The sequence below is a fragment of the Vibrio sp. 1F255 genome (assembly GCF_041439145.1).
Classification (GTDB): Bacteria; Pseudomonadota; Gammaproteobacteria; order Enterobacterales; family Vibrionaceae; genus Vibrio; species Vibrio crassostreae_C.
Genome location: NZ_JBGONQ010000016.1, coordinates 17,314 through 42,727, shown reverse-complemented (window position 1 = coordinate 42,727; position 25,414 = coordinate 17,314). Strand labels below are relative to the sequence as shown.

25 protein-coding genes are annotated in these 25,414 nt (G+C 44.8%); 7 read left to right on the top strand and 18 right to left on the bottom strand.

The annotated features are described in order from the left end of the window. Positions 1 to 119: 119 nt before the first annotated feature. On the top strand, positions 120 to 689 hold the full coding sequence (locus ACED41_RS10850) for a UPF0149 family protein (RefSeq protein WP_371724953.1): 570 nt from the start codon (positions 120 to 122) through the stop codon (positions 687 to 689). 75 nt (positions 690 to 764) lie between these two features. On the opposite strand, the gene ACED41_RS10845 is transcribed toward ACED41_RS10850, so the two are convergent. The 18 genes from ACED41_RS10845 to aspS form a co-directional block, all read right to left on the bottom strand. Beyond that, a complete protein-coding gene (locus ACED41_RS10845) occupies positions 765 to 1,796 on the bottom strand; it encodes a potassium channel family protein (RefSeq protein ID WP_017063519.1) in 1,032 nt (343 codons plus the stop codon). A 175-nt stretch (positions 1,797 to 1,971) separates the two neighbouring features. After that, positions 1,972 to 3,033, bottom strand: a complete 1,062-nt coding sequence (gene nadA / locus ACED41_RS10840; RefSeq protein WP_065585133.1) for a quinolinate synthase NadA — start codon at positions 3,031 to 3,033, stop codon at positions 1,972 to 1,974. A gap of 209 nt (positions 3,034 to 3,242) precedes the next feature. Then, the gene (gene ybgF, locus ACED41_RS10835; RefSeq protein WP_017072257.1) at positions 3,243 to 4,025 is read right to left on the bottom strand and encodes a tol-pal system protein YbgF; all 783 of its coding nucleotides are present in this window, start codon (positions 4,023 to 4,025) and stop codon (positions 3,243 to 3,245) included. 33 nt (positions 4,026 to 4,058) lie between these two features. Beyond that, positions 4,059 to 4,601 carry a peptidoglycan-associated lipoprotein Pal gene (pal, locus tag ACED41_RS10830; RefSeq protein ID WP_065585132.1) on the bottom strand — a complete coding sequence of 181 codons (543 nt, stop codon included), beginning with the start codon at positions 4,599 to 4,601 and terminating at the stop codon, positions 4,059 to 4,061. 113 nt (positions 4,602 to 4,714) lie between these two features. Beyond that, positions 4,715 to 6,067, bottom strand: coding sequence for a Tol-Pal system beta propeller repeat protein TolB (gene tolB, locus ACED41_RS10825; RefSeq protein ID WP_017062070.1), 1,353 nt, complete (start codon positions 6,065 to 6,067; stop codon positions 4,715 to 4,717). A gap of 12 nt (positions 6,068 to 6,079) precedes the next feature. Further along, the gene (gene tolA / locus ACED41_RS10820) at positions 6,080 to 7,147 is read right to left on the bottom strand and encodes a cell envelope integrity protein TolA (protein ID WP_017062071.1); all 1,068 of its coding nucleotides are present in this window, start codon (positions 7,145 to 7,147) and stop codon (positions 6,080 to 6,082) included. Between the two features lie 13 nt (positions 7,148 to 7,160). Next, positions 7,161 to 7,604 (bottom strand): protein TolR, encoded by a 444-nt coding sequence (gene tolR, locus ACED41_RS10815; protein WP_017062072.1) that lies wholly within the window; start codon positions 7,602 to 7,604, stop codon positions 7,161 to 7,163. Between the two features lie 3 nt (positions 7,605 to 7,607). After that, positions 7,608 to 8,291, bottom strand: a complete 684-nt coding sequence (gene tolQ, locus ACED41_RS10810; RefSeq protein ID WP_017062073.1) for a protein TolQ — start codon at positions 8,289 to 8,291, stop codon at positions 7,608 to 7,610. Then, entirely contained in the window at positions 8,281 to 8,700 is a 420-nt protein-coding gene (ybgC, locus tag ACED41_RS10805; protein ID WP_371724952.1) for a tol-pal system-associated acyl-CoA thioesterase, read from the bottom strand. The genes tolQ and ybgC overlap by 11 nt, the downstream gene beginning before the upstream one ends. Before the next feature lie 192 nt (positions 8,701 to 8,892). Continuing rightward, a complete protein-coding gene (ybgE, locus tag ACED41_RS10800; RefSeq protein WP_261884621.1) occupies positions 8,893 to 9,195 on the bottom strand; it encodes a cyd operon protein YbgE in 303 nt (100 codons plus the stop codon). Next, positions 9,188 to 9,295 (bottom strand): cytochrome bd-I oxidase subunit CydX, encoded by a 108-nt coding sequence (gene cydX / locus ACED41_RS10795; RefSeq protein WP_000270284.1) that lies wholly within the window; start codon positions 9,293 to 9,295, stop codon positions 9,188 to 9,190. Before cydX ends, ybgE begins: the two co-directional genes overlap by 8 nt. Before the next feature lie 31 nt (positions 9,296 to 9,326). Continuing rightward, the gene (gene cydB / locus ACED41_RS10790; protein ID WP_371724951.1) at positions 9,327 to 10,463 is read right to left on the bottom strand and encodes a cytochrome d ubiquinol oxidase subunit II; all 1,137 of its coding nucleotides are present in this window, start codon (positions 10,461 to 10,463) and stop codon (positions 9,327 to 9,329) included. A gap of 14 nt (positions 10,464 to 10,477) precedes the next feature. After that, complete coding sequence (gene cydA, locus ACED41_RS10785; protein WP_061032863.1) at positions 10,478 to 12,064, bottom strand: cytochrome ubiquinol oxidase subunit I; 1,587 nt, start codon at positions 12,062 to 12,064, stop codon at positions 10,478 to 10,480. Between the two features lie 551 nt (positions 12,065 to 12,615). Next, a complete protein-coding gene (gene ruvB / locus ACED41_RS10780) occupies positions 12,616 to 13,632 on the bottom strand; it encodes a Holliday junction branch migration DNA helicase RuvB (protein ID WP_371724950.1) in 1,017 nt (338 codons plus the stop codon). A 103-nt stretch (positions 13,633 to 13,735) separates the two neighbouring features. Next, positions 13,736 to 14,347: a Holliday junction branch migration protein RuvA gene (gene ruvA, locus ACED41_RS10775; RefSeq protein WP_017062079.1), complete on the bottom strand. Its 612-nt coding sequence runs from the start codon at positions 14,345 to 14,347 to the stop codon at positions 13,736 to 13,738. Between the two features lie 92 nt (positions 14,348 to 14,439). After that, positions 14,440 to 15,900 (bottom strand): methyl-accepting chemotaxis protein, encoded by a 1,461-nt coding sequence (locus tag ACED41_RS10770; RefSeq protein ID WP_136973579.1) that lies wholly within the window; start codon positions 15,898 to 15,900, stop codon positions 14,440 to 14,442. A 196-nt stretch (positions 15,901 to 16,096) separates the two neighbouring features. Further along, positions 16,097 to 16,618: a crossover junction endodeoxyribonuclease RuvC gene (gene ruvC / locus ACED41_RS10765; RefSeq protein ID WP_004736470.1), complete on the bottom strand. Its 522-nt coding sequence runs from the start codon at positions 16,616 to 16,618 to the stop codon at positions 16,097 to 16,099. Positions 16,619 to 16,789: 171 nt separating this feature from the next. Further along, positions 16,790 to 18,568, bottom strand: a complete 1,779-nt coding sequence (gene aspS / locus ACED41_RS10760) for an aspartate--tRNA ligase (RefSeq protein ID WP_017062081.1) — start codon at positions 18,566 to 18,568, stop codon at positions 16,790 to 16,792. A 314-nt stretch (positions 18,569 to 18,882) separates the two neighbouring features. On the opposite strand from aspS, the gene ACED41_RS10755 reads away from it, so the two are divergent. From ACED41_RS10755 to ACED41_RS10730, 6 genes are all read left to right on the top strand, one after another. Further along, positions 18,883 to 19,788, top strand: coding sequence for a DUF72 domain-containing protein (locus ACED41_RS10755; protein WP_371724949.1), 906 nt, complete (start codon positions 18,883 to 18,885; stop codon positions 19,786 to 19,788). A 139-nt stretch (positions 19,789 to 19,927) separates the two neighbouring features. Then, entirely contained in the window at positions 19,928 to 20,656 is a 729-nt protein-coding gene (gene cmoA, locus ACED41_RS10750; protein ID WP_017062083.1) for a carboxy-S-adenosyl-L-methionine synthase CmoA, read from the top strand. A gap of 186 nt (positions 20,657 to 20,842) precedes the next feature. After that, positions 20,843 to 21,814 carry a tRNA 5-methoxyuridine(34)/uridine 5-oxyacetic acid(34) synthase CmoB gene (gene cmoB, locus ACED41_RS10745; protein ID WP_371724948.1) on the top strand — a complete coding sequence of 324 codons (972 nt, stop codon included), beginning with the start codon at positions 20,843 to 20,845 and terminating at the stop codon, positions 21,812 to 21,814. A 312-nt stretch (positions 21,815 to 22,126) separates the two neighbouring features. Continuing rightward, positions 22,127 to 22,867 carry an ATP-dependent zinc protease gene (locus tag ACED41_RS10740; protein WP_371724947.1) on the top strand — a complete coding sequence of 247 codons (741 nt, stop codon included), beginning with the start codon at positions 22,127 to 22,129 and terminating at the stop codon, positions 22,865 to 22,867. A gap of 17 nt (positions 22,868 to 22,884) precedes the next feature. Beyond that, positions 22,885 to 24,390, top strand: coding sequence for an inactive transglutaminase family protein (locus ACED41_RS10735; protein ID WP_029235905.1), 1,506 nt, complete (start codon positions 22,885 to 22,887; stop codon positions 24,388 to 24,390). Positions 24,391 to 24,393: 3 nt separating this feature from the next. Beyond that, complete coding sequence (locus tag ACED41_RS10730) at positions 24,394 to 25,374, top strand: alpha-L-glutamate ligase-like protein (RefSeq protein ID WP_029235462.1); 981 nt, start codon at positions 24,394 to 24,396, stop codon at positions 25,372 to 25,374. Positions 25,375 to 25,414 lie beyond the last annotated feature (40 nt).

Sequence of the window (25,414 nt, the reverse complement as noted above, 5' to 3'; positions counted from 1 at the left end):
TTTCTGTTAAACCTAGTGTTTATCATCCATGACATCAAGCCTTTTTAGATTGAAGCTTGATTGGCACAAGTTCATTGGTACTATAAGCGCAAATATGTTCCCTTTTACGGTACCTCACTTTGACTTTACAAGATATTCTTGCGCTTCCAGAGTTGGAAGGAAAGCTAATCACAGAACACAAAACAATGGGCTTTGTCACTGCAATGGCAGCGGCACCGAATGTGTTAACCCCGCATGAGTGGCTACCGTTCTTATGGGGTGGCGAAGAAGTCGCACCTTTTACGGATGGTGAACAGCTAGAAAGCTACATTGAAGTTATCATCGAGCTTTGGAATAAAACCCGCCCAGAACTGATTGAAGGGACTTGGGTTTGGCCTGAAGCTTGTCAATTAGACGACGAAGAAGTGGTGAACACTGCCGCTCGTGATTTTTGTGAAGGCTTTCTTCAAGGCTGGCAGATTGCTCGCGACGATTGGGAAACACTAATGCCTGAAGAGAGCGAAGATAACGCACTCGTTGGCGGTGTCCTGCTGTCACTGAGCATGCTTTACGATCCAGAAACGTCAATTGCTACGATTGCAGAGCAAGGCATCGAAGGCCTAGAGCAGTTCGAAGAGATCTTTAACGCTGTTCCTGTGATGCTTTGCGGACTAACGCAGCGTGGCATTGCACTGGCTGAAGCTCAATAACAGTTAGCTTTATACAAGCCAAAAGGCCTCATTATGAGGCCTTTTTTAGTTTTCAGACGAAATAAAATAGTCGCTTTAGAAGCCTTTCCAATCGAAGTCATCAATTCGCTCATCAGCAATATAAAACAGCTTAGTGCCACTGCTGACCACTTGATCTAACTCTGGGTTGAGTTCAATACCGCTCCCCGTATCAATGGCGATCAGAGTTGCTTGATACTTCTCTTTAAACACTGAGAAAATAGGCGCGACGGTGACAGACTCAGCGTCTTCAGGGAAATACGTTGAATACTGTGTCATGCCTCTTGTTGAGCTCAATAATTCTTGGTGAAGCGCACTGGAACCTGGGTCTACCGCAGCCTTTGCTAGCATCTCAGCACCCACCGCTGGAATACATTCTGAGTTAGGGCAATGCTTGTGTAACAAATCGCTCAGCGCTTCATCTTTAAAGTAAACAAGAAGGTGCGCTTTAGGGTTTCGGTTGGCACAGTAAAGCGCCGCAGATAACGTAATGTCGTCTTCTGGGTTATCAATCAGGATGCAACTTGCAGACTCAATGCCCGTTTTCTCCATCTCTTTGCCATCGGTGTAGCTGTTTACTTTGACGAAATTGATTTCACCGGGTAACGGGTTCTCGATATCTGAACGCGTACATAGCACGATTGGTCGTTTACCCGTTTCTTCGTGTTGTAGCATGCGGATGAGATGAATGGTTCTTTGCTCATTCCACCCCAACATCAAAATGTGGTTGTCCACTCTAACTCTCCTTTTTCCTAGCAAGCCCGCTCGCCAATATTCAACACCTTCTGTCGCCACTTTACCGAGCAACGCGGCAAAAAGGCTCAACCCGCCTGGAATCACAAATAGAATAACGATCCACTGCCCCGCTACCGTGGTCGGTGATAAATCACCATAACCAACCGTAGAAGCCGTCACCACCAAGTAGTAAGCGAATACGGTAACCGAACTGGTTAAATCTGTTTCACCCGCCAAATACAGCATCGACCACGATAAAGCGATGTAGCCAAGAAAAGTGAACAGTAAGTTTTTGCCATTCAAAACAAAGATGTTTGCTTTGATCCAGCGTTTGAGTTGTAACCAGATTATCATTCGAGCCTCTAATCTTTTCCTCTTACTTACATGCTAGAAAAAATACGCGATATCAACAAGATGTATCATCAGAAAAAGATACATGACCACAAGATTGATATTGGCGGCCTATACGCAGATGCAAAAAAACCAGCACTATTGGCTGGTTTTTTTATTGGTTAGATAAAAGAACGACTTACGCGTTACCTTTTACCTGCACATTTAACTGCTCTGCAAAATCTAGCATGCGGTTCAATGGAATAAGAGACTTCACGCGTAATTCGTCAGAAACGAAGATTTCGTGTTGCTCACCACCATTCTCAAGCGCGTTTTCAATCGCTTCAAGGCCGTTCATTGCCATCCAAGGACAGTGTGCGCAGCTACGACACGTTGCACCAGCACCCGCTGTCGGCGCTTCAATCAGCTCTTTTTCAGGAACCAATTGCTGCATCTTGAAGAAGATGCCTTTGTCTGTCGCAACAATCATCTGTGGATGAGGCAGCTCTTTTGCTTTCTTGATCAGTTGGCTTGTTGAGCCTACAGCATCAGCCAGTTCAACCACGCTTGCTGGTGATTCTGGGTGAACCAAGATAGCCGCTTCTGGGTATACCGATTTCATTTTCTTCAAAGCATCAGCTGAGAACTCATCATGAACGATACACTCACCTTGCCAAAGCAACATGTCAGCGCCAGTTTGATTTGCGATGTAAGAACCTAGGTGACGGTCTGGCCCCCAAATAATGGATTTGCCTTCAGCGTCTAGGCTTTCAACGATTTCTAAAGCGATGCTCGACGTAACTACCCAGTCTGCACGAGCTTTAACAGCTGCAGAGGTGTTCGCGTATACAACCACAGTGTGGTCAGGGTGAGCATCACAAAATTCTGTAAATTTGTCAGCTGGGCAGCCAAGATCAAGCGAACATTCAGCTTCAAGTGTTGGCATTAAAATGCGTTTTTCAGGAGTAAGAATCTTTGCAGACTCACCCATGAAACGAACACCAGCGATGATCAAAGTGCTTGCTGAGTGACGGTTACCGAACTTAGCCATCTCTAATGAATCGCCAACGAAACCACCAGTTTCTTCTGCCAGAGCCTGAATTTCAGGATCGGTGTAGTAGTGTGCAATTAGAACTGCATCTTTTTCTTGAAGTAGTTTTTTGATGTTTGCGATGTGGGCCTGTTTCTGAGCGTCGCTCAATGGAACTGGCTTAGGCGGAAACGGGTAAACTGTATCGATTTTATCTAGTATATGACTCATTGCTCTTGCTCTACGCAACTTCTTCCGAGAATCCGAGTATTCTACACAGGACAGCGATTGGGATCAAAAAGGATTGGTTGCAAGCGGTGACTAGCTAATGCTTAAAACGCATAAACAAGGCGATGTGTTGTCATCACTAGCAAGAGAAGTAAACACTAAACGGAAGTGAACAGGTATAAAAAAGAGGCGCCTAAGCACCCCTATTTTGGTTATAAGTGGGTTTTGGCCACTTTAGCCGAAGCACTGTTTGGGTGCTCGGTTACGACTTGTTGGTAATATTTCTTAGCTTGCGTCGCGTTGTTGTTGCGCGCTGCTATGTCACCAAGCTTAACCAGTGCATCTGCTCGCTTATTTGAGTCTTTGTAAGATACAACAGCGGCAAAACTTTTCACGGCTTCTTTATCTTGCTTCTTAGCAAAATAAAGCTGACCTAACCAGTAATGAGAATTAGGCGTGAAGGTAGAATCTGGGAAGTCTTTTTGAAACTTTTGGAATGCAGCGATAGCACCCGTGTAGTCTCGTTGCTTTAGAATCATATCTACAGCATTTTGATAAGCAGTTTGCTCATCCACATCAGTACTGAACGTACCAGAAGCGTCTTTAGAGCCTTCGCTCGCCGCCACTGCTACCGTTGCTGTTCCTGCTGCTTTCACCTCGCCTCTTACGCGATCCAGTTCAATGAACAGTTCACGCTGACGCTCTAGCATTTGCTTCATATCGTAGCTGTTTCGTTCCAGCTCACCACGAAGTTCACTGATCTCCAGTGCCATGTCGTCGATTTGCTGTTGCATTTGAAGCTGAACGAGATTGCGATTTTGAAGCAGGCGCTCTAAACGCTCAATATCTGATTCGTTAGATGCTGATCGAGAGGAAGATGATGAATTGGTTGCGGTGCTATTGAGATCGGATACTGGAGCTGGTGCAGCGAACGCGGTGTTCGCTGCACTTGCCAGTAACGAAAGCAAAATGACTCGCTTTGTGTTACTGAACATGAGGCAATTCCTCAATTATATAGTCTACTAAAATTAGTAAACTAGTACTGCGCGACGGTTTTTAGCGTACACATCTTCAGATTGACCTAGAAGAAGTGGCTTCTCTTCACCGTAGCTTACGATAGAGATTTGGTCAGCTTGAACACCTAGAGCTTGTAGGTATTTCGCTACAGCTTGTGCACGACGCTCGCCAAGTGCGATGTTGTACTCAGGAGTACCGCGCTCATCAGCGTGACCTTCGATAGTAACGTTCATGTCAACGTTCTTAACTAGGTATGCTGCGTGAGCTGCTAGCATTTCTTCGTAATCGCCAGCGATAGTAGAGTTATCGAATGCGAAGTAGATTGTTTGAGTTTCACGTAGCGCTTGCTCTTTAAGCTCTTGCTCAGACAGTTGACCGCTAGCGTCAATTGGCGTTACAACAGTTGTGTCTACATTGCCTTCTGAACCTGAAGTTGTTTGGTTGCTTTCAGTACCAGATGTTGCAGATGTTGCTTCATCAGTTGAGCTACATGCCGTTACTGCCATCACTGGTAGTGCAATCATCAAGCCTTTAAGAACTTTGTTAAGTTGCATCTTTTTTTCCTTACGTTATCAAACTTAGTTTCTACAGCGACTAAGAGTGCTATAGATAGTTAAATGCCACAATAGTTAACACTATCAATAGCTAAAAGAATATGTAATTTTCCCTAGAGGAACGGTGACCATGCAGGCGCTCTTACGCGTCCGTTAGTTGCCGGTAATCTAGCTTTAAAACGTCCATCGATAGAAACCATCGATAGTACATTTGTTTTGTTGTAAATAGAGCTATAGATAACCATACCTCCATTCGGTGCAATACTTGGAGACTCATCTAACAATGTTTTTGTTAGTACCTGAACCGCACCGGTTTCCAAATCTTGCTTAGCCAAGTTAAAACCTGAGTTGCTGCGATTCACCATGATCATGAATCGACCATCAGGAGTGATCTGGCCACCTAAGTTTTGGCTACCTTGCCAAGTAATACGAGAAGTCGAATTATTGGACAAATTTACATTATAAATCTGTGGTTTACCACCACGATCCGATGTGAAAATAAGAGACTTGCCATCTGGGTGCCAGAATGGTTCAGTATTATTCGAACGGCCGCGGGTAATTTGAGTCAGCTTACGGCTAGCAAGGTCAAGTGTGTACACCTGAAGGCTGCCCGTTTTCGACAATACCAATGCCAATGTTTTACCATCTGGCGAGAATCTTGGCGCACCATTGTGACGAGGGTATGACGTCACTTTCTCACGTTCACCCGTGTAAATATTCATGATGAATATTTCAGCTTGGCCATTCTGGAAGCTCACATAAGCTAGCTTTTTGCCGTCTGGTGACCATGCTGGAGACATGAGAGGCTGCTTAGAACGAAGTACTAAACGCTCGTTAAAGCCATCGTAGTCAGCAACACGAAGTTGATACGGGTACTTGTCTTTATCGTTCACTACCACGTAAGAGATACGAGTTAAGAACGCGCCTTTCTCACCAGTTAGCTCTTCATACACTAGGTCTGAGATACGGTGTGCGTACTCTCTCAAGCGATTACCAGGAACCGTAGCCTTCTTATTGAATAGAACGTGATCTTTAGAAAGCACTAATTGGCCTTCATCACTCAGCGCACGACTTTGTCCTTTGGTCAGTTGACCACGAACAATATCGATCAATTGGTAATTCACCACATACTGCCCTTCGGCATTTTTAGTGATACTACCGGTAAGCAATGAGTCAACACCTAGGTTAGTCCAAGCATCAAAGTTAACCTCAGTTTCGCTGTAAGGCGTTTGAGGCATTTTGCTTGTCGCAACTGGGCTGAATTTACCACTGCGCTGTAAGTCAGAAGCGATAACCGCTGATACATCGTGTGGCAATGGCTCTGAGCCTTCCCAACGGAAAGGTACAATAGCGATAGGTCTTGCAGAGTTAATACCGTCTGTAATAACCAGCTCCAGCGCTGCATGTGCAAACTGGCTGCTTGTAGCTATTAAGAAAACAAAACTCAGTAATAGTTTCTTTAACACAAGTTCGTCCTTTTACTCTGGTGATACAGTTAAGTTAATGTCTTTCAGTGAGTTCACAATGTCTGGGTCTTTAGGCAACGGGTAAGATTGTACTTGTGCCACCGCACGCTTGGTTGCTGCACATAAACGGCTATCGCCATCTAAGATACTCAAACTACCCAATATCGCGTTAGAGCCCGTTGGAATCAGCTTAAGGTTCACTCGACATGAGCGTCCTCGATAGCTGTCTTCTAACAACAGGTTCTGTTGAATCAGTTGGGTATAGATAGCCCCGTAACGTTGCGCTTCATCAGTGATAAATTGTTGTCTTGCTGAAGAGTTTTGAGTCGCTTCAGTTTCAAGCCCAGCAAAGATATCGTTCAATGCGGCTTCTTGTTGTTTACGCTCTTTTTCTGCTTTTGCTGCAGCTTCTTTTGCCTTACGGGCTTTCTCTGCTGCGGCTGCCGCTTCTTTCTCTTTCGCTATGCGTTGCTTTTCCGCGAGTTCAGCGGCTTCTTTCTCTTTACGAGCTTTGTCTGCTGCCTCTTTCGCTGCTTTTTCTTTTGCCACGCGTTCTTGTTCAGCTTTTGCGATTGCCGCTTCTTTGGCTTTACGCTCGTTCTCGGCTTTCACTAACGCAGCTTCTTTTAGCTTACGGTCAGCTTCGGCTTTAGCGGCTTTCTTTTGCTCTTGCTGTAAACGCGCTTCTTCAGCTTTGCGTTGTTTCTCTTTCTCAACTCGACGCTTTTCAGCTTCACGAGTTGCTTTAGCTTCTTTCGCTTGCTGTTCTTTTAGCTTGCGAATATTTTCTTCTTCAGCTTTACGATTCTTTTCAAGTCGTTCGCTTTCACGTCTGAGTTTGTCAAGACGCTCTTGCTCTTTCTTGCTTGCCGCTTCTCTTTGTTGACGAATCTGTTGAGCTTGCTGGCGAACCAACTGAGGATCAATCACCACTGCTTGAACCATCTGCCCTGTAGGCTTTGGCTCTGACATCGTGAAATCCGCCCCCCAAATGAGCGCAACGAATAAAATGACGTGCAGCCCAAGAGAAATAAGAAGCGGTGATCTGAAATTATTGGATTTTTTATTATTCGCTTTCATGAATGCTACGGAGCTATTCCCTTATATCCGTTAAAAGGCCAACCTTTGGCACACCTGCACGGCTTAATTCATCAAGTAATAAAACCACTTCAGCGTATGGCGTTGCGGCATCACCACCAACCGCCACTGGAGAGTTTGGCTTCAGAGACAACTCGGCTTTCACACGGACGATAATATCTTCCATTGATAAGCCACGCTGTACTTCTTCGTCATTAACGCTCAAGCCAAGTTCACCGTCTTTGTTCACTTCAACGATGATGAAACTTGCGTTGTCGTCACCCAGTAGGTCTTGTGCCGATTTAGCCGTTGAAGCCTGAGGCAATTCAACGTCAACGCCTTGAGTAACAAACGGCGAAGTCACCATAAAAATGATCAGCAAAACAAGCATAACGTCGATGTAAGGTACAACGTTAATCTCTGCTGTCATTTTGCGTTTTTTAGGTTGGTATCCAGCCATCTATTATTCCCTGCCAGCCATCGCTTGACGGTGAAGAATACTGTGAAACTCTTCAGAGAAAGTCGCGTAGTTGTGTTCTAGCTTGCCTACTCGGCTGCTGAAGCGGTTGTACGCCATTACCGCTGGAATCGCAGCGAATAGACCCATTGCTGTTGCGATCAGTGCTTCTGCAATACCAGGAGCAACCATTGCGAGCGTCGCTTGCTTCACTTCACCTAATGCGATGAATGAGTGCATGATGCCCCAAACCGTACCAAATAGGCCGATGTAAGGACTGATAGAACCGACTGTCGCTAAGAAAGGTAAGTTCGTTTCAAGTTCGTCTACTTCGCGAGCTACTGCAACGCGCATTGCACGGCCAGTACCTTCCATGATGAAGTCAGGAGACGTTGCGTTTGATTTACGAAGGCGAGCAAATTCAGTGAAGCCTGCATAGAAAATCTCTTCGGTACCAGAAAGCTCATCTTTGCGCTTATTGCTCTCTTGGTACAATTTAGCCAGATCAACACCAGACCAGAACTTATCTTCAAACACTTCAGTTTGTTTAGAAGCTTGAGATAACACTTTACTTCTTTTTATGATCATCGCCCAAGACACAACAGACATGCCCATAAGAGTCAGCATGACCATCTTCACTAGTAAACTAGCTTCTAAAATTAGGCCTAAGATTGAGATTTCAGCAGTCACTATTCGTTAGCTCCGTAAGAATAAATGTTGGCATTGCCTTTGGTTTCATTTTTTGATTGTCGATACATGCTACCTTAACCATTGCTTTACACAATGCTTTGCCATCAGGATTTACGATCTCTTGACAGAAGACCAAGGTAGCTCGCTTCAACTCGTAAATATTTGTAATGACTTGTAAAGAATCATCAAGGCGCGCGCCTTGAATAAAATCTATGTCCATATGTCGGACTACAAAACCGATGTTTTGTTCTAATAATATCTGCTGAGAAACGCCAATTGAGCGCAACATCTCAGTTCGAGCGCGTTCAAAAAACTTGAGATAGTTAGAATGGTACACCACGCCACCGGCATCGGTGTCTTCGTAATATACGGTTACTGGCCACGTAAACGGCTTAGATAATCCCTGCAAATTGATTCCACAACCCTAAAACGGTAAAGAGATTACTATAACCTAACTCCTTATCATTAATAGTATATCGCTGTGAATTTTTTGAGTTTGGAGACGAAAAAAAAGGCCATCTGTATAAGATGACCTCTTTTTGACTAAAAACCCAACAGTTACTCAGGTTTACTTTGTTATAAACCTAATTCACAACCTTATTTAGATAAGGCGCAACACCGTTAGGTAGAGCAAAATTGTGAGCGAAACGTACGGGCTAAACAGCAGCTGCCACATCCAAGCTCTTGGCTTAAATCCGATACCGTAAACCATGCTTGAGCATACTGCCCAGATAAACATTGGCCCGATGATCGCGTTAAAGCCACCGATGCTTGTCGCATACGCTTCAGGATCCCACATTACCAAACCGACATGCATGAAACCCAATATTAAGGATAAAGCTCTTAACAGAGTCTTATCCATTGGTTGATGCAGCTTAGCAACTTGCTCTGCGAGATTACTCACTGTCTTTGTCCATCATTTCAGAATGCTCAAGCCATAGAGCATTGATGATGCCGAATGCACATGCTAGAAGTACACCCAAAATCCATGCGAAATACCACATAAAATTTCTCCTAAGTTATTTCACTTCTAGCTTAGTAAGCTGAAACGTCGTTATCTTCGATGTGTTTCTTATCTAGACGACCGAACATTTTGTAGTATGTCCAAGTTGTGTAGCCAAGAATCACAGGAACCATTACCGCCGCAACGACAGTCATAAGACCAAGCGTTAGCTCACTCGCTGTTGAATCCCACATAGTCAAACTATGGTCAGGGTTCAGGCTTGATGGCATTACGAATGGGAACATTGCAAAACCAGCCGTTAAAATCACACCAGCGTTAGATAGGCTCGAGAATAAGAAAGCGAAACCACCGCGCTCAAGACGAGATGCAATCACAGCGAATAGTGGCATAACCACACCAAGAATCGGTGCTGCCCACATTGCTGGGTACGTCTCGAAGTTTGTCATCCACGCGCCAACTTGAAGTGATACTTCTTTGTTTAGCGGGTTAGAGTCTGCGAACGTGTCAATCGTGCTTGTAATGACATAGCCTTCGATAGATTGAACCCAGAACCCACCAATAACAAACAGAACAATTGAGATTAGGCCTGTGATCTGAGCAACGTTACGAGCACGAGCGTGCAGCGCTTCTGTTGTCTTCATTTGTAGCCATGTTGCGCCTTGCGTCACGAACAACATCAGAGCCAACACACCACATAGCAATGCAAACGGATTTAGCAGAGCGAAGAATGTGCCGTGGTACTTAGACATCATTAGATCGTTAAGGTCAAATGGAACACCTTGTAGTAGGTTACCAAATGCTACACCGAAGATGATTGGCGGAACTGTGCCACTAAAGCAAAGTGCGTAGTCCCACGTTTTACGCCATTTTGGGTCTTCGATTTTAGAACGGTAATCAAGTGCAAGTGGTCGTAACCAAAGCGCTGCTAACGTCGCGTACATTGCGAAGTAGAAGCCAGAAAACGACGTTGCGTAAACCAGTGGCCAAGCTGCGAACAGTGCACCACCCGCAGTGATAAGCCAAACTTGGTTACCATCCCAGTGAGGGGCAATCGTATTCAGCATGATACGACGTTCAGTGTCACTCTTACCGATAACCGGTGAAAGTGCTGCAACACCCATATCAAAGCCATCTGTTACTGCGAAACCTACCAGTAATACACCAATTAGGATCCACCAGATGAGTCGTAAGCTTTCGTAATCAAACATTAATATTCCCTCACTTATACTTCAACTGAACGGCTAACTTTGTCTTCAACAGAGTTATCGTTTTGTTCGAAGTGGTAACGGCCTGTCTTCAAGCTACTTGGACCTTTACGTGCGAATTTCAGCATTAGGTAAACTTCTGCAATCAGGAACACTGTGTACAGTGCCAGGATAGCGAATAGAGAAGTCCATAGCTGTTCAATAGTTAGTGCTGATGCAGCAACGTTAACCGGTAGGATTTCACCAACCGCCCATGGTTGACGACCAAACTCAGCAACGAACCAACCTGCTTCAATCGCAATCCAAGGTAGTGGGATTGAGAATAGTGCTGCTTTAAGTACCCATGGTTTCTGTTCGATCTTCTGACGACACGTTTGAACAAACGCCGCACCGAATACAAACAGCATGATGAAGCCACAAGCAACCATCAGACGGAATGACCAGAATAGAGGCCAAACTGTTGGGATAGAATCATCCGCAGCCATTTGGATTTGATCTTCTGTTGCGTCAACAACGTTGTCTGTGTAGCGCTTAAGAAGTAGACCGTAACCTAGGTCACCTTTCACTTCGTCGAACGCTGCCATGTTTTCTTCAGACTTATCGCCTGCACGTAGTTTTTCTAGAAGTTCGTAAGCGTACATACCAGTACGGATACGATCAACGTGATCATCACGTAGGTCACGCAAGCCCGTTACTTCTTTATCAAGAGAACGCGTCGCAATGATACCCATTACGTAAGGGATCTTAATTGCGTAGTCAGTATCCATTGTTTCTTGGTTAGGAATACCAAAAACAGTAAATGCTGCTGGTGCTTCTTCCGTGTGCCACTCTGCTTCTACCGCAGCGAGCTTCACTTTCTGAACTTCACCAAGCTCGTAACCAGATTCATCACCTAGTACGATTACTGACAAGATCGCCGCCATACCGAAAGACGCTGCAATCGCGAAAGAACGACGAGCAAAGGCAAGGTCACGACCTTTAAGAATGTAGTATGAGCTGATACCAAGGATGAACATCGCACCCGTTGTGTAACCAGACGCTACTGTGTGTACGAATTTAACTTGCGCTACTGGGTTTAGTACAACTTCAGCGAAGCTCACCATTTCCATACGCATGGTTTCAAAGTTAAATTCCGCACCCACTGGGTTTTGCATCCAGCCGTTTGCTACCAAGATCCAAAGCGCAGAGAAGTTAGAGCCTAGTGCTACTAACCAAGTTACCGCTAAGTGTTGACGCTTTGACAGTCTGTCCCAACCGAAGAAGAAAAGGCCAACAAAAGTAGACTCTAGGAAGAATGCAACAAGCGCTTCGATAGCTAGCGGAGCACCAAAGATGTCGCCAACATAGTGAGAATAGTACGACCAGTTAGTACCAAACTGGAACTCCATGGTTAAGCCTGTCGCTACACCAAGAGCAAAGTTAATACCAAACAATTTACCCCAGAACTTGGTCATGTCCTTGTAAATTTGCTTGCCAGTCATTACATAAACAGACTCCATGATGGCAAGTAGAAATGCCATACCTAAAGTCAGTGGAACAAATAGGAAGTGATACATCGCTGTAAATGCAAACTGCAATCGCGACAGATCAACAACATCAATCATGGTAACTCCTTTGTGTCGGCTGAATGACACTTGTGTGATTATTCACCTCAAAAATCCATGTTAAAACAATTTGTAGAATTGTTATTACAACTTGAAATTTGTAGCAAAAACGTACCGTTATAGTTAGATTATTGTTAAGCATGAGCTAATATAGCTGGCGCTAATATTACTGGTAAAATCAGTATGTTTCAAAAGGTTTATGGGAGAACCCTGCGTTGATTTGTATCAAATTTATTCGTGCAAAATAGGGTTAATTTTGTACAATTATGATTAAAATCACACCAATTCGGCTTGTCTTAATAACACTGCATGATAGCTGTGACAAAACCTCAGCACACCATCAACATTCAAGTCACAACTACCCATAAAGTATTAACAAGAAATATGACAACTTATTTCAATTTTTGTTAGCCAAATCAAACCTGAAATCAAAGTTTTCATTTTTGAACAGCCCTATTTGAGTTTTATAGCGACTCGCGCAAAGAGTTGTTATTCAGTAAAATGCAAAAACCCCAGTGCTTATGCAACTGGGATCTTTAAAAATGAATAAATTAGCGATTGGAGGGTTTATCTATTCCAAAGTGTAAATACGCTCTGTCAGTGGTGATTCGACCTCTTGGCGTTCTTTGTAGATAACCTTGCTGTATCAAATAAGGCTCTAACACATCTTCAATGGTGTCTCTCTCTTCACCAATCGCGGCTGCCATGTTATCGATACCCACTGGACCGCCACCAAACTTCTCCATAATTGCGAGTAGAAGCTTTCTATCCATGTAGTCGAAACCTTTAGCATCGACATCCAACATGTTTAGCGCTTTGTCAGCAACCTCCGGACAAATATGCCCGTCGCCTTTTACTTCCGCATAATCACGAACACGGCGCAGTAGACGGTTAGCAATACGTGGCGTACCACGAGCTCGGCGAGCAACTTCTAGCGCCCCTTCGGACTCCATAGAAAGACCAAGGCAATCTGCACTGCGCTGAACGATGTTTTGTAGATCTTCAACCTTGTAGTACTCAAGACGCTGAGTAATACCAAAACGGTCACGTAACGGCGATGTCAGTGAGCCAGCACGAGTGGTTGCGCCAATCAAAGTAAAAGGAGGAAGGTCAATCTTGATAGAGCGTGCCGCTGGGCCTTCACCAATCATGATATCTAATTGGTAGTCTTCCATTGCAGGGTACAACACCTCTTCAACCACAGGGCTTAAACGGTGAATCTCATCAATGAACAGGACATCATTTTCTTCGAGATTGGTCAGTAACGCCGCTAGGTCGCCTGCTTTTTCTAGAACAGGGCCTGAAGTCGTACGAATGTTGACATCCATCTCATTGGCAACAATGTTCGCCAACGTGGTTTTACCCAAGCCTGGAGGGCCAAATATCAACAGATGGTCGAGCGCCTCGTTACGCAGTTGTGCCGCTTTGATGAAAATCTCCATCTGGCCACGAACGTGATCCTGACCTTGATAGTCAGCCAGTGCTTTAGGGCGTATTGCACGATCAATGACATCTTCATCTTTGAATACTGGGTTATCCGGTGCAATAAGGCGATCGGCTTCAATCATAAATTCTGCTATTCCTAACTATGCTCTTGTTGACTCTGCGCTTCTTGACTCTGTGTAAAGGCAAAGTGAATGAGTCTATTTTGTCGAACAAGTATATTGGGTATTAAACCATCGATTTCAGAGCTTCGCGAATCAACTGTTCGCTGGTCATGCCATCTTTAGCCACTTGAGAAACCACCTTGGAAGCTTGAGTCGGCTTGTAGCCTAATGCAAGTAGCGCACTTACCGCTTCTTCTTCCGCGTCGTGAACGGTTGGCATAGAATCAATCGGAGCTGCATCTGTCGCTGGAGTAAACAAGTCACCCGCGCCCCACCCTTTCAGGCGGTCTTTCATTTCAACAACCAGACGTTCAGCGGTTTTCTTACCCACACCCGGAAGTTTAACCAGCGTCGAGATGTCTTCACGTTCAACACTTTGAACAAACTGGCTAGCCGTCATGCCTGAAAGAATGCCAAGGCCTAGCTTAGGGCCCACACCGTTCGCTTTGATCACTTCACGGAACAGCGCACGCTCTTTAACCGTGTTAAAACCATAAAGTAGCTGCGCATCTTCACGTACAACAAAGTGCGTGTAGATGATTGCCTCTTCGCCCACGTTTGGTAATTCGTAAAAACAGCTCATTGGCATTTGAACTTCATAGCCAACGCCACTCACTTCGATTAGTAATTCTGGTGGCTGTTTTTCTATTAATGTACCGCGTAGACGTCCGATCACAATTCACTCTCTTGATGGAATATAATTTGAGGGACAGAATATAAAAGAACTGGATGCTTATCCAGTTCTTTGTGTTTATTAGGATGATTTATTTAAGCTTGCTTAGCTTGGGAAACCACGCTGTTTAAGCTTTCGACCAGTTCTTTTACTGAGGTGACATGCCCGGTCAGTTCAGAACCATAATTAGCGACTAAACTTGACACGGATTTGGTTTCTGCAACGCTCTGCGCCACTTCTGAACTGGCGAGATCGAGTTCTTTCAATGAGCTCATCTGCATCGCCATAATATTGGTGAGCTGATTAACATCGGTCGAGATGGTTTGCACCTCAGAGATAATGCCGTTCATTTCATTGGCCGTAGTTTCAATGATGGCTCTGCCATGTTCCACTTCTTCTTTACTTCGGTCTAATAAGGTTCGAATTTCTATCGCGGAATGGCTGCTTTTCGCCGATAGCTCTCTCACTTGGTCTGCAACTACCGCAAAACCTCGTCCTTGCTCACCGGCACGAGCCGCTTCTATAGCTGCATTGAGTGCTAATAGGTTGGTTTGCTCGGCAACCGAGGTAATCAAATCAGCGACTTTCATGATTTCTTGATTACTTTGAATGATCTGGCTGATTGCACTGGTTGAGGCTTCTAGTGATTCTGAGCTCTTTTGCGCTTTCATTCCGACCGCTTCGCTGCGCTCTTTTAGCTCACCCACAAATGAATTAGATTCTTCGATGCCTTGAGTCATTTGATGCAGTTGTTGGCTCATCTGTTCTGCTGCACTCGCCTGAGATTCGCAATTGATGTTCAACACTTCAACTTGAGCATGCAGGTCTTGAGACTGCTGATCTAAATGGACAGATACGCCCTGTAAGCTTTCAGAGTTTGAGTTAGCTTGGTCTAGGACAATAGAAAGTCGACCTTCACTTTGCGTCGCTTGATTGGCAATCTGTTGGCTTTCCGAGATCGCATCTTCTGCCATTTCAATCGCCACCTCTTTTTGCTTAGCGGTAAACGCTTGAGCAATGCAAATCACCACCAGCGGCATGATCACACCAGACCATGTTTCAACCACCACCGCTTCCGGAGTAAGTACTAACTGCGGAAATTCAAAGCCATCAAGATGAGCTGAAGTCATCACCAAAGAAACGCCAATCACTAACCCACTCCATACAAGGGCGACAATTCGAGTTCCCGACAAGAAAAAAGCGACCACTAACAAAGGCACCCAATAAGCCTGTGTTGACGCCACCACACCACCGCTTTGGTAGATGATGTTCAACGCGTGTACTGCCATCCCGACAAAACCAAAGCTAAGTGCAAGGCTGGGTTTACTGGTAACACGCAACAGCAGTGCGGAGATCAGTTCAAACACGATAAGGAATACAGATGTGGTGATCAGAAGTTGCTCTTCGTGCTTTGTCCATTTAATTAAGCTGTAGACACCCACAAAGAAGGCGATAAAGGTAAAGAGTAATAAGATATCGGCTTGTCTGACTTGGTTGTTACTCCACCCATTACTTTTGGGTAGAAACAACGCGCGCCACAGCTTGATAGGGTTCATCAGTGATCATCCTTGATTAACTTGTTAGACCTCTGACCAATGTTAATAACATGTTAAATGATGCGCAATGTTATTATTTGGTTTGTGTTCGAAAGATCTCATTTCATCAAGGATTTAGGGGCGTATTGTTTTGAACTGAGCCAAACGAGGCGTAAGGCTCATGTAATGCAAGCTATTAGAAAATAGAGGGATGGGATTAACGGTAGCGCCCTTTTCTCGCGCCTGTCGCTTTACCAGCAAGAGCTACCAAAGTTTTATTGGTGTTGGCGTGAGTGATCGCTACGCCTAGAGCATCGGCAGCATCGGCCTGTGGTTTAGCGGGTAACTTAAGCATGCTCATCACCATGTTCTGAACCATAGACTTGTCCGCACCACCATTACCCGTCACCGCTTGCTTAATTAAACGAGCCGCGTATTCATGAACGGGGAGATCAGCATTTACCGCTGCCACTATCGCACTGCCACGCGCTTGTCCCAGCTTAAGTGCAGAATCCGCATTCTTCGCCATGAAGACCTGTTCTATCGCAAACACATCCGGTTGAAACTGAGTGATGATTTCGCTCACACCGGCGTAGATTTGTTTGAGTCGGCCCGGCAGTTCTTTTTCAGAGGTGCGAATACAACCGCTACCTAAGTAATATAGATGGCGACCATTTTGACGAATCACGCCATAGCCGGTAATACGCGAGCCAGGGTCAATTCCTAAGATAATAGACATAACTTCAATACTGATTATTTATACATGCTTTATGAGCTTAGTATATCGAACGCAAAAAAAAATGCCCGTCAAATTAACGGGCATTCTCTAATTTACTGGCAAGTCTTGGCTAATTAATTGAGAGCTCTCTATCAACTAGGATCTCTTCATCAACAAGAAAAGATAACAGGCTTACGCTTGCTCTTTTTTCTCTGCCAATTTAACTGCGATTGCTAGCTCTTCCAGTGATGCTGGGTTCGCTAGGCTTGGCGCGTCTGTCAGTAGACATGCTGCAGCTGTTGTTTTCGGAAATGCGATAACGTCACGGATGTTCTCAGTACCACAAAGCAGCATTGCTAGACGGTCAAGACCGAATGCTAGACCAGCGTGCGGTGGCGTGCCGTACTTAAGCGCTTCAAGTAGGAAGCCGAACTTCTCTTGTTGCTCTTGTGCTTCGATACCTAGGATACCAAATACCGCTGTTTGCATTTCTGCGTTGTGGATACGTACAGAACCGCCGCCTACTTCGTAGCCGTTGATTACCATGTCGTATGCATCAGAATTTGCTGCTGCTGGGTTCGCTTTTAGCTCTTCCGCGTTCACACCTAGTGGTGATGTGAATGGGTGGTGCATTGCGTGTAGGTTACCTTCGCCGTCTTCTTCGAACATTGGGAAGTCAACAACCCACAGTGGAGCCCATGCAGATGTGTCTGTTAGCTCTAGATCCGTACCTAGTTTAAGACGAAGTGCGCCCATTGCTTCAGCAACGATGCCCGCTTTGTCTGCGCCGAACAGAATGATATCGCCAGATTCAGCTTGAGTACGATCTAGAATACCGTTGATTACGTCTTCGCTTAGGAATTTAGCAACTGGAGATTGAATACCTTCCATGCCTGCAGCACGGTCGTTAACCTTCATCCAAGCTAGGCCTTTCGCGCCGTAGATGTTTACGTGTTCAGCGTAGCCGTCGATTTGCTTACGAGTTAGCTTAGCACCACCTGGAACACGGATAACTGCTACGCGACCTTTTTCGTCGTTAGCTGGGCCAGAGAATACCTTGAATTCAACATCTTTAACCAAGTCAGCAACGTCCACTAGCTCTAGTGGGTTACGTAGATCTGGCTTATCAGAACCGAAACGACGAATCGCTTCAGAGAAAGGCATTACTGGGAATTGACCTAGTTCAACATCTAGAAGTTCTTTCCACATATCGTGAACAAGCTTCTCAGTCACGTTACGTACTTCTTGAGAAGTCATGAAAGATGTTTCGATATCGATTTGAGTAAATTCAGGCTGACGGTCAGCACGTAAATCTTCATCACGGAAACATTTAACGATTTGGTAGTAACGGTCAAAACCAGACATCATCAGCAGTTGCTTGAAAAGCTGAGGAGATTGAGGAAGTGCGTAGAAGCTACCTTTGTGAACACGGCTTGGTACTAGGTAGTCACGAGCACCTTCTGGTGTCGCTTTCGTTAGTACTGGCGTTTCGATGTCTAGGAATAAGTTCTCATCTAGGAAACGACGAACGAAGCTAGAAGCACGTGCACGAAGCTTAATACGGTCGCTCATTTCTGGACGACGAAGATCGATGTAACGGTACTTAAGACGCTGCTCTTCAGAGTTCGTTTGGTTGAAGTCTAGTGGAAGCGCTTCTGAACGGTTAATGATCTCTAGACCCGTCGCGTAAAGTTCTACTTCACCAGTAGCCATGTCTTTATTTACTTGGCTGTCCGGACGAACTCGTACTTCACCAGTAAACTTGATACAGAATTCATTACGCAGTTGGTTAGCGATCGGGAAGATATCTTTCATATCTGGATCGACAACAACCTGAACGATGCCTTCACGATCACGCATATCAATAAAGATAAGACCGCCTAAATCACGGCGACGGTTTACCCAGCCGCACAATTCTACAGTTTGTCCCGCCAGGGACTTGTTCAGGTTACCACAGTAATGGGTACGCATAATGAATTTCCCAATCTCTTAATTATTTACTAATTTCCAAGCTGTCAGTGGTCATTCCACACAACAGAGCAAAGGAACATTTATACGCGGAAACTCGCTTAAAATCGACCTTCCACATTCGAATTTATTGTGTTTTATCTGGCTTTGCTGCTTTTTAGCCCATCAAGTGCGCAAAGATTCATCAAAACCGAAAAAATTGCGATAATTATATCTCGAAAGTACCTTAATCAGCAAAACTCTCGTAAAGTAGATTTTCGTTTCAACCCAAAAACTTTTTGTAATGACTGATGGCGTGATGGATAACGGTGTAATAGATGGATAATCGTGTAATAACAACAGAAACTTTACCTCTAAGACTTGGATTAACTATGTGGTCTCATTCTGAGTGGCAAAGTCAGTTCTACGGTAAAGGCACCAAGCCTGCCGAACGCTTGGAAAAATACACCCAAGTTTTCCATACCGTTGAGGGCAACACCACCTTTTACGCTACGCCAAGTATGTCTACCGTTCACAATTGGAAAGCCGCCAGTCACGATGATTTCAAGTTCACCTTCAAATTGCCCAAATTCATCACCCACCAGCAACAACTGAGACACTGCCAAGCCGAACTCAAAGAGTTCTTGATGACGATGTCGCCACTGCATGACCGTATTGGTCAATGGACGATTCAGCTGCCGCACAGTTTTGAGCCCAGCATGCTGCCTGCCCTACAAAAGTTTTGCACCTTATTCCCAAAAGATATGCAGCTTGGCGTCGAAGTTCGACACTTAGGTTTCTTTGATAAGGGCGATGCGGAAAAACGCTTCAACCAATGGCTGGTTGAGGAAGGCATCAATCGCATCATTATGGACAGCCGCCCCGTTTTCTCTGCGCCACCCACCACAGAAGCGGTGATCGATGCGCATCAGAAAAAACCGCGTGTTCCTGTTCATGCAATTGCTACCGCCAATAACCCGATGATTCGATTTATTGGTCACCCAGACCAAGAACCTAATATTGAGTTTTTTAAGCCTTGGTTTGCCAAAATCCCAAACTGGCTTAATGAAGACAAGCAGCCCTATTTAATGATCCACACCCCAGACAATAACCACGCACCTGAACTTGCGATTGCTATTTATAAGAGGCTACAAAAGCAAGTCTCTGAAAATACATCATTATTACTGCCCGAACTGGCTCAGTTTCCAGCTCAAAAAGGCAATCACCAAATCTCGATGTTTTAACCTCTCACTTGTAAGTAGCTTCGAACCTTGAGCTAAATCTCAGTTTTCGTGACAGTGGCGTTTTTTTTACGTAAAATACGCCCCCTTTTATTTGGTACGAATTTTGTGCCAATTACGCTGACTGTCGAGAGAAAATGCTATGAGCAACACAGACAATATCTTTTCCGCTCCTATTGATAAAATTGGAGACTTCACCTTTGATGCAAGGGTTGCTGAAGTATTTCCGGATATGATTCAACGTTCAGTGCCTGGCTATAGCAATATCATCTCTGCAATCGGCATGCTGGCTGAGCGCTTTGTAAAGCCACACTCAAATATTTACGACCTTGGCTGCTCGCTTGGTGCTGCGACACTTTCTATGCGTCGTCACATTCAGCAAGAAGGCTGCACGATTTTCGCGATCGATAATTCAGAAGCCATGGTTGAGCGCTGCAAATTGCACGTTAATGCTTACCGCAGTGACACACCGGTAGAAGTGATTGAAGCCGACATCCGTGAAGTGGAAATCAAAGACGCTTCTGTTGTGGTGCTTAACTTTACGCTGCAATTTCTTTCTCCAGACGATCGATACGCTCTGCTTGAGAAAATTCATGCTGGCTTGCGCCCAGGCGGGATCTTAATCCTGTCAGAAAAATACGTATTCGAAGATGAAAGCTCAAATGAACTGCTTATCGACCTGCACCATGATTTCAAACGTGCTAACGGGTACAGCGAGCTAGAAGTAAGTCAGAAACGTAGCGCAATTGAAAACGTGATGCGCCCGGATTCGATCCCTGTTCACAGAGAGCGATTTGATAAGATTGGCTTCTCAAGCAGCGAAGTCTGGTTCCAATGTTTCAACTTTGGTTCAATGTTCGCGATAAAGTAAACATTTTAGATTACGTAACCGTCGCGACACCGTTAGCACGTACTAAAATGTCATCCTCAAGAGCGAGGAACAAACGAATTGGGGATCTCTTATCAAACACGATAAACGAGATTCCCTAGCATGTTTGTCCACACTCTTAATGGAGTGACAAATTTAATTTCTACACCACCAACTCAGTGAAAACCTATGTTTAATTTTGCCAATTTTTATCAACTTATTGCCCAAGATACTCGCCTTCAGCCGTGGCTAAATGTCCTGCCACAGCAACTGACCGATTGGCAAAATGCAGAGCACGGTGACTTTGACCGCTGGCTACGTGCACTAAACAAGATTCCACAAGACGTGCCAGATCAAGTTGACCTGAAAAATTCAGTGACGATTGGTAGTTCTACGCCATACCACACAGGCGAACTGAAAAAGCTAGAAAGCTTATTGAAGACTTTCCACCCGTGGAGAAAAGGTCCTTATACGGTTCACGACATCCATATCGATACAGAGTGGCGCAGTGACTGGAAATGGGATCGTGTGCTTCCACATATATCTCCATTAAAAAACCGTTCGGTTCTCGATGTAGGTTGTGGCAATGGTTACCACATGTGGCGCATGCTGGGTGAAGGTGCTCGCTTAACGGTTGGTATCGATCCTTCCCACCTATTCTTGGTTCAGTTTGAAGCAATTCGTAAGTTGATGGGCGATGACCAACGAGCTCACCTATTACCTCTAGGTATTGAGCAGCTCCCAAAGCTAGAAGCCTACGACACGGTATTCAGCATGGGTGTGCTTTACCATCGTCGTTCACCACTGGACCACTTGATTCAACTGAAAGACCAATTGGTGTCTGGCGGTGAACTGGTTCTTGAAACCTTGGTGATTGAAGGCGATGAGAACGCAGTATTAGTTCCGGTTGACCGTTACGCGCAAATGAGAAACGTCTACTTCTTCCCTTCAGCTCGCGCACTGAAACGCTGGCTAAAACAAGTTGGTTTTGAAGACGTACGAATCGTTGACGAAAATGTCACGACAATTGGTGAACAACGCACCACAGAATGGATGACACACAACTCTCTTCCAGATTACCTCGATCCGAACGATCCAAGTAAAACGGTTGAAGGTCACCCTGCACCGAGACGTGCGATTCTGGTAGCAACAAAGCCATAGATTTACTGCCCACAAAGCAGTGGCATATTGAGTAAATAAAGCACAAGCCTATTAAGGCAGCAAAACAATTGCTTGCATGGTCAAAAAGCCACTGTTAATTTCGCGGTGAACCTTGCTTCCTTAGCTTAAGAATTGAACAAAAATTGACTTGTGTTTAATAAGTGAGCTATTCCAAATAGCAATAATTGGCGTAGCGCTCACATTGCGATTCAATATGACCAGACTCTTACAATAGGATGCTTCACGCATCCTTTTTTGTGGGCTAAACTTCTAAATAGTCTGAACTATTCTCTAATTCTCAAAGGTTTTTTTATGTTTAAGCGATTATCGCCTATTGTGGCGGTTGGTTTGCTCTCTGGTTGTACTCTTACAAATGGTGCTACCTACCACCAAGAAACTCTCGACGCTATTGCCCGCTCAGAGACAAACATCGCAAATAAGGTTCAAAATCTTGAACTGCAACTAAGCAATCAAAGTGACTATATTGAAAGCTTAGAAGACGAAATTACTACCCTTTCTAGTCAATTAGATACCCATCTAACGAGCATGGAACACAAGGTTATTGAAGAGCTAGAGGAAGAGGAACCGGTCGCTATTGCCGTTGCTCCTATCGCTCCTATATCACAACCGACTATCCTTGGCGGCATCGAAAAAGTGTTTATCGACTCTATCAAGCAAAGCTTTGATGCTCGTGTTGATACAGGTGCAACCACCTCTTCTTTAAACGCTGTCGATATCAAAGAATTCGAACGTAACGGCAAGAACTGGGTTAAATTTCACCTAGACGACAAAGCCCAAGCTAAAGAAGACCAGAAATGGATTGAAGCGCCTGTTGTACGTTATGTAAAAATCCGTCAATCAACCAATGATCAAGCAGAACGTCGAGCTGTGATCGAATTATGGGTGAAAGTTGGAAAAATCCATGAAAAAGCGCAATTTACATTGGCGGATCGCTCTCAAATGAGTCACCCTGTGTTACTAGGGCGCGAATTTATCAAAGACATAGCGCTAGTAGATGTAAGTAAAAAGTACGTACAAACGGAAGTTAAATAACAATAGTAGGGTAAGCTATGACGTCAAGAATTCCATTTTATATCTCTATATTCCTGCTTATTGTGGCAGGTATAACACTGAGTATGTTCAGACATACGACCTACGGTGTACCTTGGACTCCAGGGGAAACCAGACAGGTTTGGGACGTTGAAGCTCGCATCGAGTTCAACGCAGTAGGCAAAGAAGCAAAAGTTTCCTTAGCGGCTCCTCATACTCAGTCTAACTACACACTTATCGGCGAATCGGCTTCATCGCCGGGTTACGGTATCTCTTACTTGAATACCGAATCAGGTCGCCGCGCAGAGTGGTCTATTCGATACGCAGATGGCCCTCAAACCATCTACTACAAAACACAATTCCTAGTCGACAACCAAGCAAAAGTTGATGCTATCGCACCAGAAGGTGAAGTCTCGCAACCAAGCTTCGACGGCCCTGAAGAAGCGGCTTCTCTTGCATTGATTGATAGAGCGACGAAACGTTCTGCAGACAATATCACTTTTACCCGTGAGCTCATCAAAACACTTAATGATCCAGACAGCCAAAACTCAGCGCTGATTCTGAACAACATGACCAAAGTGGAAGCGACACACAAGCTACTTTCAGCGGCGAAAATACACAACAAAGTGGTTGGTGTTATCGAGCTAGAAGATGGTCGTCGTCGTCAGTCGATTCAAAACATGATTCAGATCTGGGATAACGACGAGTGGGTTCTATTCTCTCCTGAATCAAGCGAACAACAAGTTCAACCAAACCTACTCATCTGGGACGAATCAAACGTTTCTCTACTGGATGTTGTTGGCGGTCAGAACAGTAAAGTTCACTTCTCTATGATTGCTCAAGAGGTTTCACCAACGGAAGCAACCAATAGTAAAGTCTCTGCTGATCAACTGTTAAACCTTTCAATTCACAGCCTACCGTTAGAAGAGCAAGCGATGTTTAAAACCATCATGCTGATTCCTATCGGTGCTCTGATTGTTGTGTTCCTACGTGTCATCATCGGCCTGAAAACGTCTGGTACGTTCATGCCAGTACTGATTGCGGTAGCCTTTGTACAAACACAACTGGTAACGGGTATTGTTGGCTTCCTGCTTATTGTAGGTACGGGTCTGATTATTCGAAGTTACTTGTCCAAACTCAACTTGCTCTTGGTAGCCAGGATATCCGCCGTAATCATCACGGTAATCATGATTATCTCTGTGTTTACTGTAGTCGCGTTTAAAGTGGGTCTGACTGAAGGTCTATCTATTACGTTCTTCCCTATGATTATCCTATCTTGGACTATCGAACGTATGTCTATCCTATGGGAAGAAGAAGGCGCGAAAGAAGTAATGCTGCAAGGTGGTGGTTCTCTATTCACTGCGGTTCTTGTTTACTTAGGCATGACTAACCCGTTCATTCAGCACTTAACGTTTAACTTTATTGGTTTACAACTTGTTATTCTAGCGACCATCTTGCTACTAGGTAACTACACAGGATACCGTCTAACCGAGCTTCGTCGCTTTAAACCGCTAGCGGAGGACTAAGTTATGTTTGATCAGTTTACTTCACCGTTTAGGTTGAAAGACAAAGGCATAATGGGAATGAACAAGCGTAACCATAGTTATATTGGTCGCTACAATGATCGTTCCAAGTATCCACTCGTTGATGACAAGCTTAAGACGAAGATCATTGCTGAACAGGCTGGTGCTACTGTACCAAAACTGATTGGCGTGATTGGTCATCAAGCTGAAGTAAAAACAATCCACAAGATGGTAAAAGAGTGGCCGGGTTTCGTAATCAAGCCAGCTCAAGGCAGTGGTGGTAAAGGTATCCTTGTTGTGACTTCTCACAAGGACGGCGTTTACACCAAGCCATCGGGTTCGACTATCAATGAAGAAGACGTAGAGCGCCACATCAGTAACGCTCTCGCGGGTCTTTTCTCACTCGGTGGTAAGAACGATGTTGCTGTAGTTGAAAACCTCATCAAGTTTGACGAGTGTTTTGACGGCTTCAGTTACGAGGGTGTACCAGATGTACGAATCATTGTATTCAAGGGCTACCCTGTAATGGCGATGATGCGTCTATCGACTTCGGCTTCTGATGGTAAAGCTAACTTGCACCAAGGTGCTGTGGGCGTAGGTATTTGTATCGCTACGGGTAAAGCCGTTCGTGCGGTTCAATTTGACCACCCAGTGACTCACCACCCAGATACGGGTAAAGAGTTGGCGCTACTACAAGTACCCCATTGGGAAAAGCTGCTGACACTTGCATCAAGTGCTTGGGAAATGACAGGCCTTGGTTACATGGGTACGGACATGGTTTTAGACCAAGAAGAAGGCCCGATGGTACTGGAGCTAAACGCTCGCCCTGGATTAGCAATACAGATTGCAAACGGCGCAGGTTTATTACCTCGCTTGCATCATATTGAAAACCTGGGCACACCGGCTGAATACCCAAAACCAGCAGAGCGCGTTGCCTACGCTGCTAAGCAATTTGGTGTTCACGGTAGCGAAATTGTTCCAAACTAAGCTCATCTAAATTAAAGCGAAACGACTCAGTTATTGATAC

Coding starts and splice junctions, on each gene's coding strand:
- ACED41_RS10845 (WP_017063519.1), bottom strand. CDS start 1,796: ATGATAATCTGGTTACAACTCAAACGCTGGATCAAAGCAAACATCTTT.
- nadA (WP_065585133.1), bottom strand. CDS start 3,033: ATGAGTCATATACTAGATAAAATCGATACAGTTTACCCGTTTCCGCCT.
- ybgF (WP_017072257.1), bottom strand. CDS start 4,025: ATGTTCAGTAACACAAAGCGAGTCATTTTGCTTTCGTTACTGGCAAGT.
- pal (WP_065585132.1), bottom strand. CDS start 4,601: ATGCAACTTAACAAAGTTCTTAAAGGCTTGATGATTGCACTACCAGTG.
- tolA (WP_017062071.1), bottom strand. CDS start 7,147: ATGAAAGCGAATAATAAAAAATCCAATAATTTCAGATCACCGCTTCTT.
- tolR (WP_017062072.1), bottom strand. CDS start 7,604: ATGGCTGGATACCAACCTAAAAAACGCAAAATGACAGCAGAGATTAAC.
- cydX (WP_000270284.1), bottom strand. CDS start 9,295: ATGTGGTATTTCGCATGGATTTTGGGTGTACTTCTAGCATGTGCATTC.
- cydB (WP_371724951.1), bottom strand. CDS start 10,463: ATGTTTGATTACGAAAGCTTACGACTCATCTGGTGGATCCTAATTGGT.
- cydA (WP_061032863.1), bottom strand. CDS start 12,064: ATGATTGATGTTGTTGATCTGTCGCGATTGCAGTTTGCATTTACAGCG.
- ruvB (WP_371724950.1), bottom strand. CDS start 13,632: ATGATTGAAGCCGATCGCCTTATTGCACCGGATAACCCAGTATTCAAA.
- ACED41_RS10770 (WP_136973579.1), bottom strand. CDS start 15,900: ATGAACCCTATCAAGCTGTGGCGCGCGTTGTTTCTACCCAAAAGTAAT.
- ruvC (WP_004736470.1), bottom strand. CDS start 16,618: ATGTCTATTATCTTAGGAATTGACCCTGGCTCGCGTATTACCGGCTAT.
- aspS (WP_017062081.1), bottom strand. CDS start 18,568: ATGCGTACCCATTACTGTGGTAACCTGAACAAGTCCCTGGCGGGACAA.
- ACED41_RS10755 (WP_371724949.1), top strand. CDS start 18,883: ATGGATAATCGTGTAATAACAACAGAAACTTTACCTCTAAGACTTGGA.
- cmoA (WP_017062083.1), top strand. CDS start 19,928: ATGAGCAACACAGACAATATCTTTTCCGCTCCTATTGATAAAATTGGA.
- cmoB (WP_371724948.1), top strand. CDS start 20,843: ATGTTTAATTTTGCCAATTTTTATCAACTTATTGCCCAAGATACTCGC.
- ACED41_RS10740 (WP_371724947.1), top strand. CDS start 22,127: ATGTTTAAGCGATTATCGCCTATTGTGGCGGTTGGTTTGCTCTCTGGT.
- ACED41_RS10735 (WP_029235905.1), top strand. CDS start 22,885: ATGACGTCAAGAATTCCATTTTATATCTCTATATTCCTGCTTATTGTG.
- ACED41_RS10730 (WP_029235462.1), top strand. CDS start 24,394: ATGTTTGATCAGTTTACTTCACCGTTTAGGTTGAAAGACAAAGGCATA.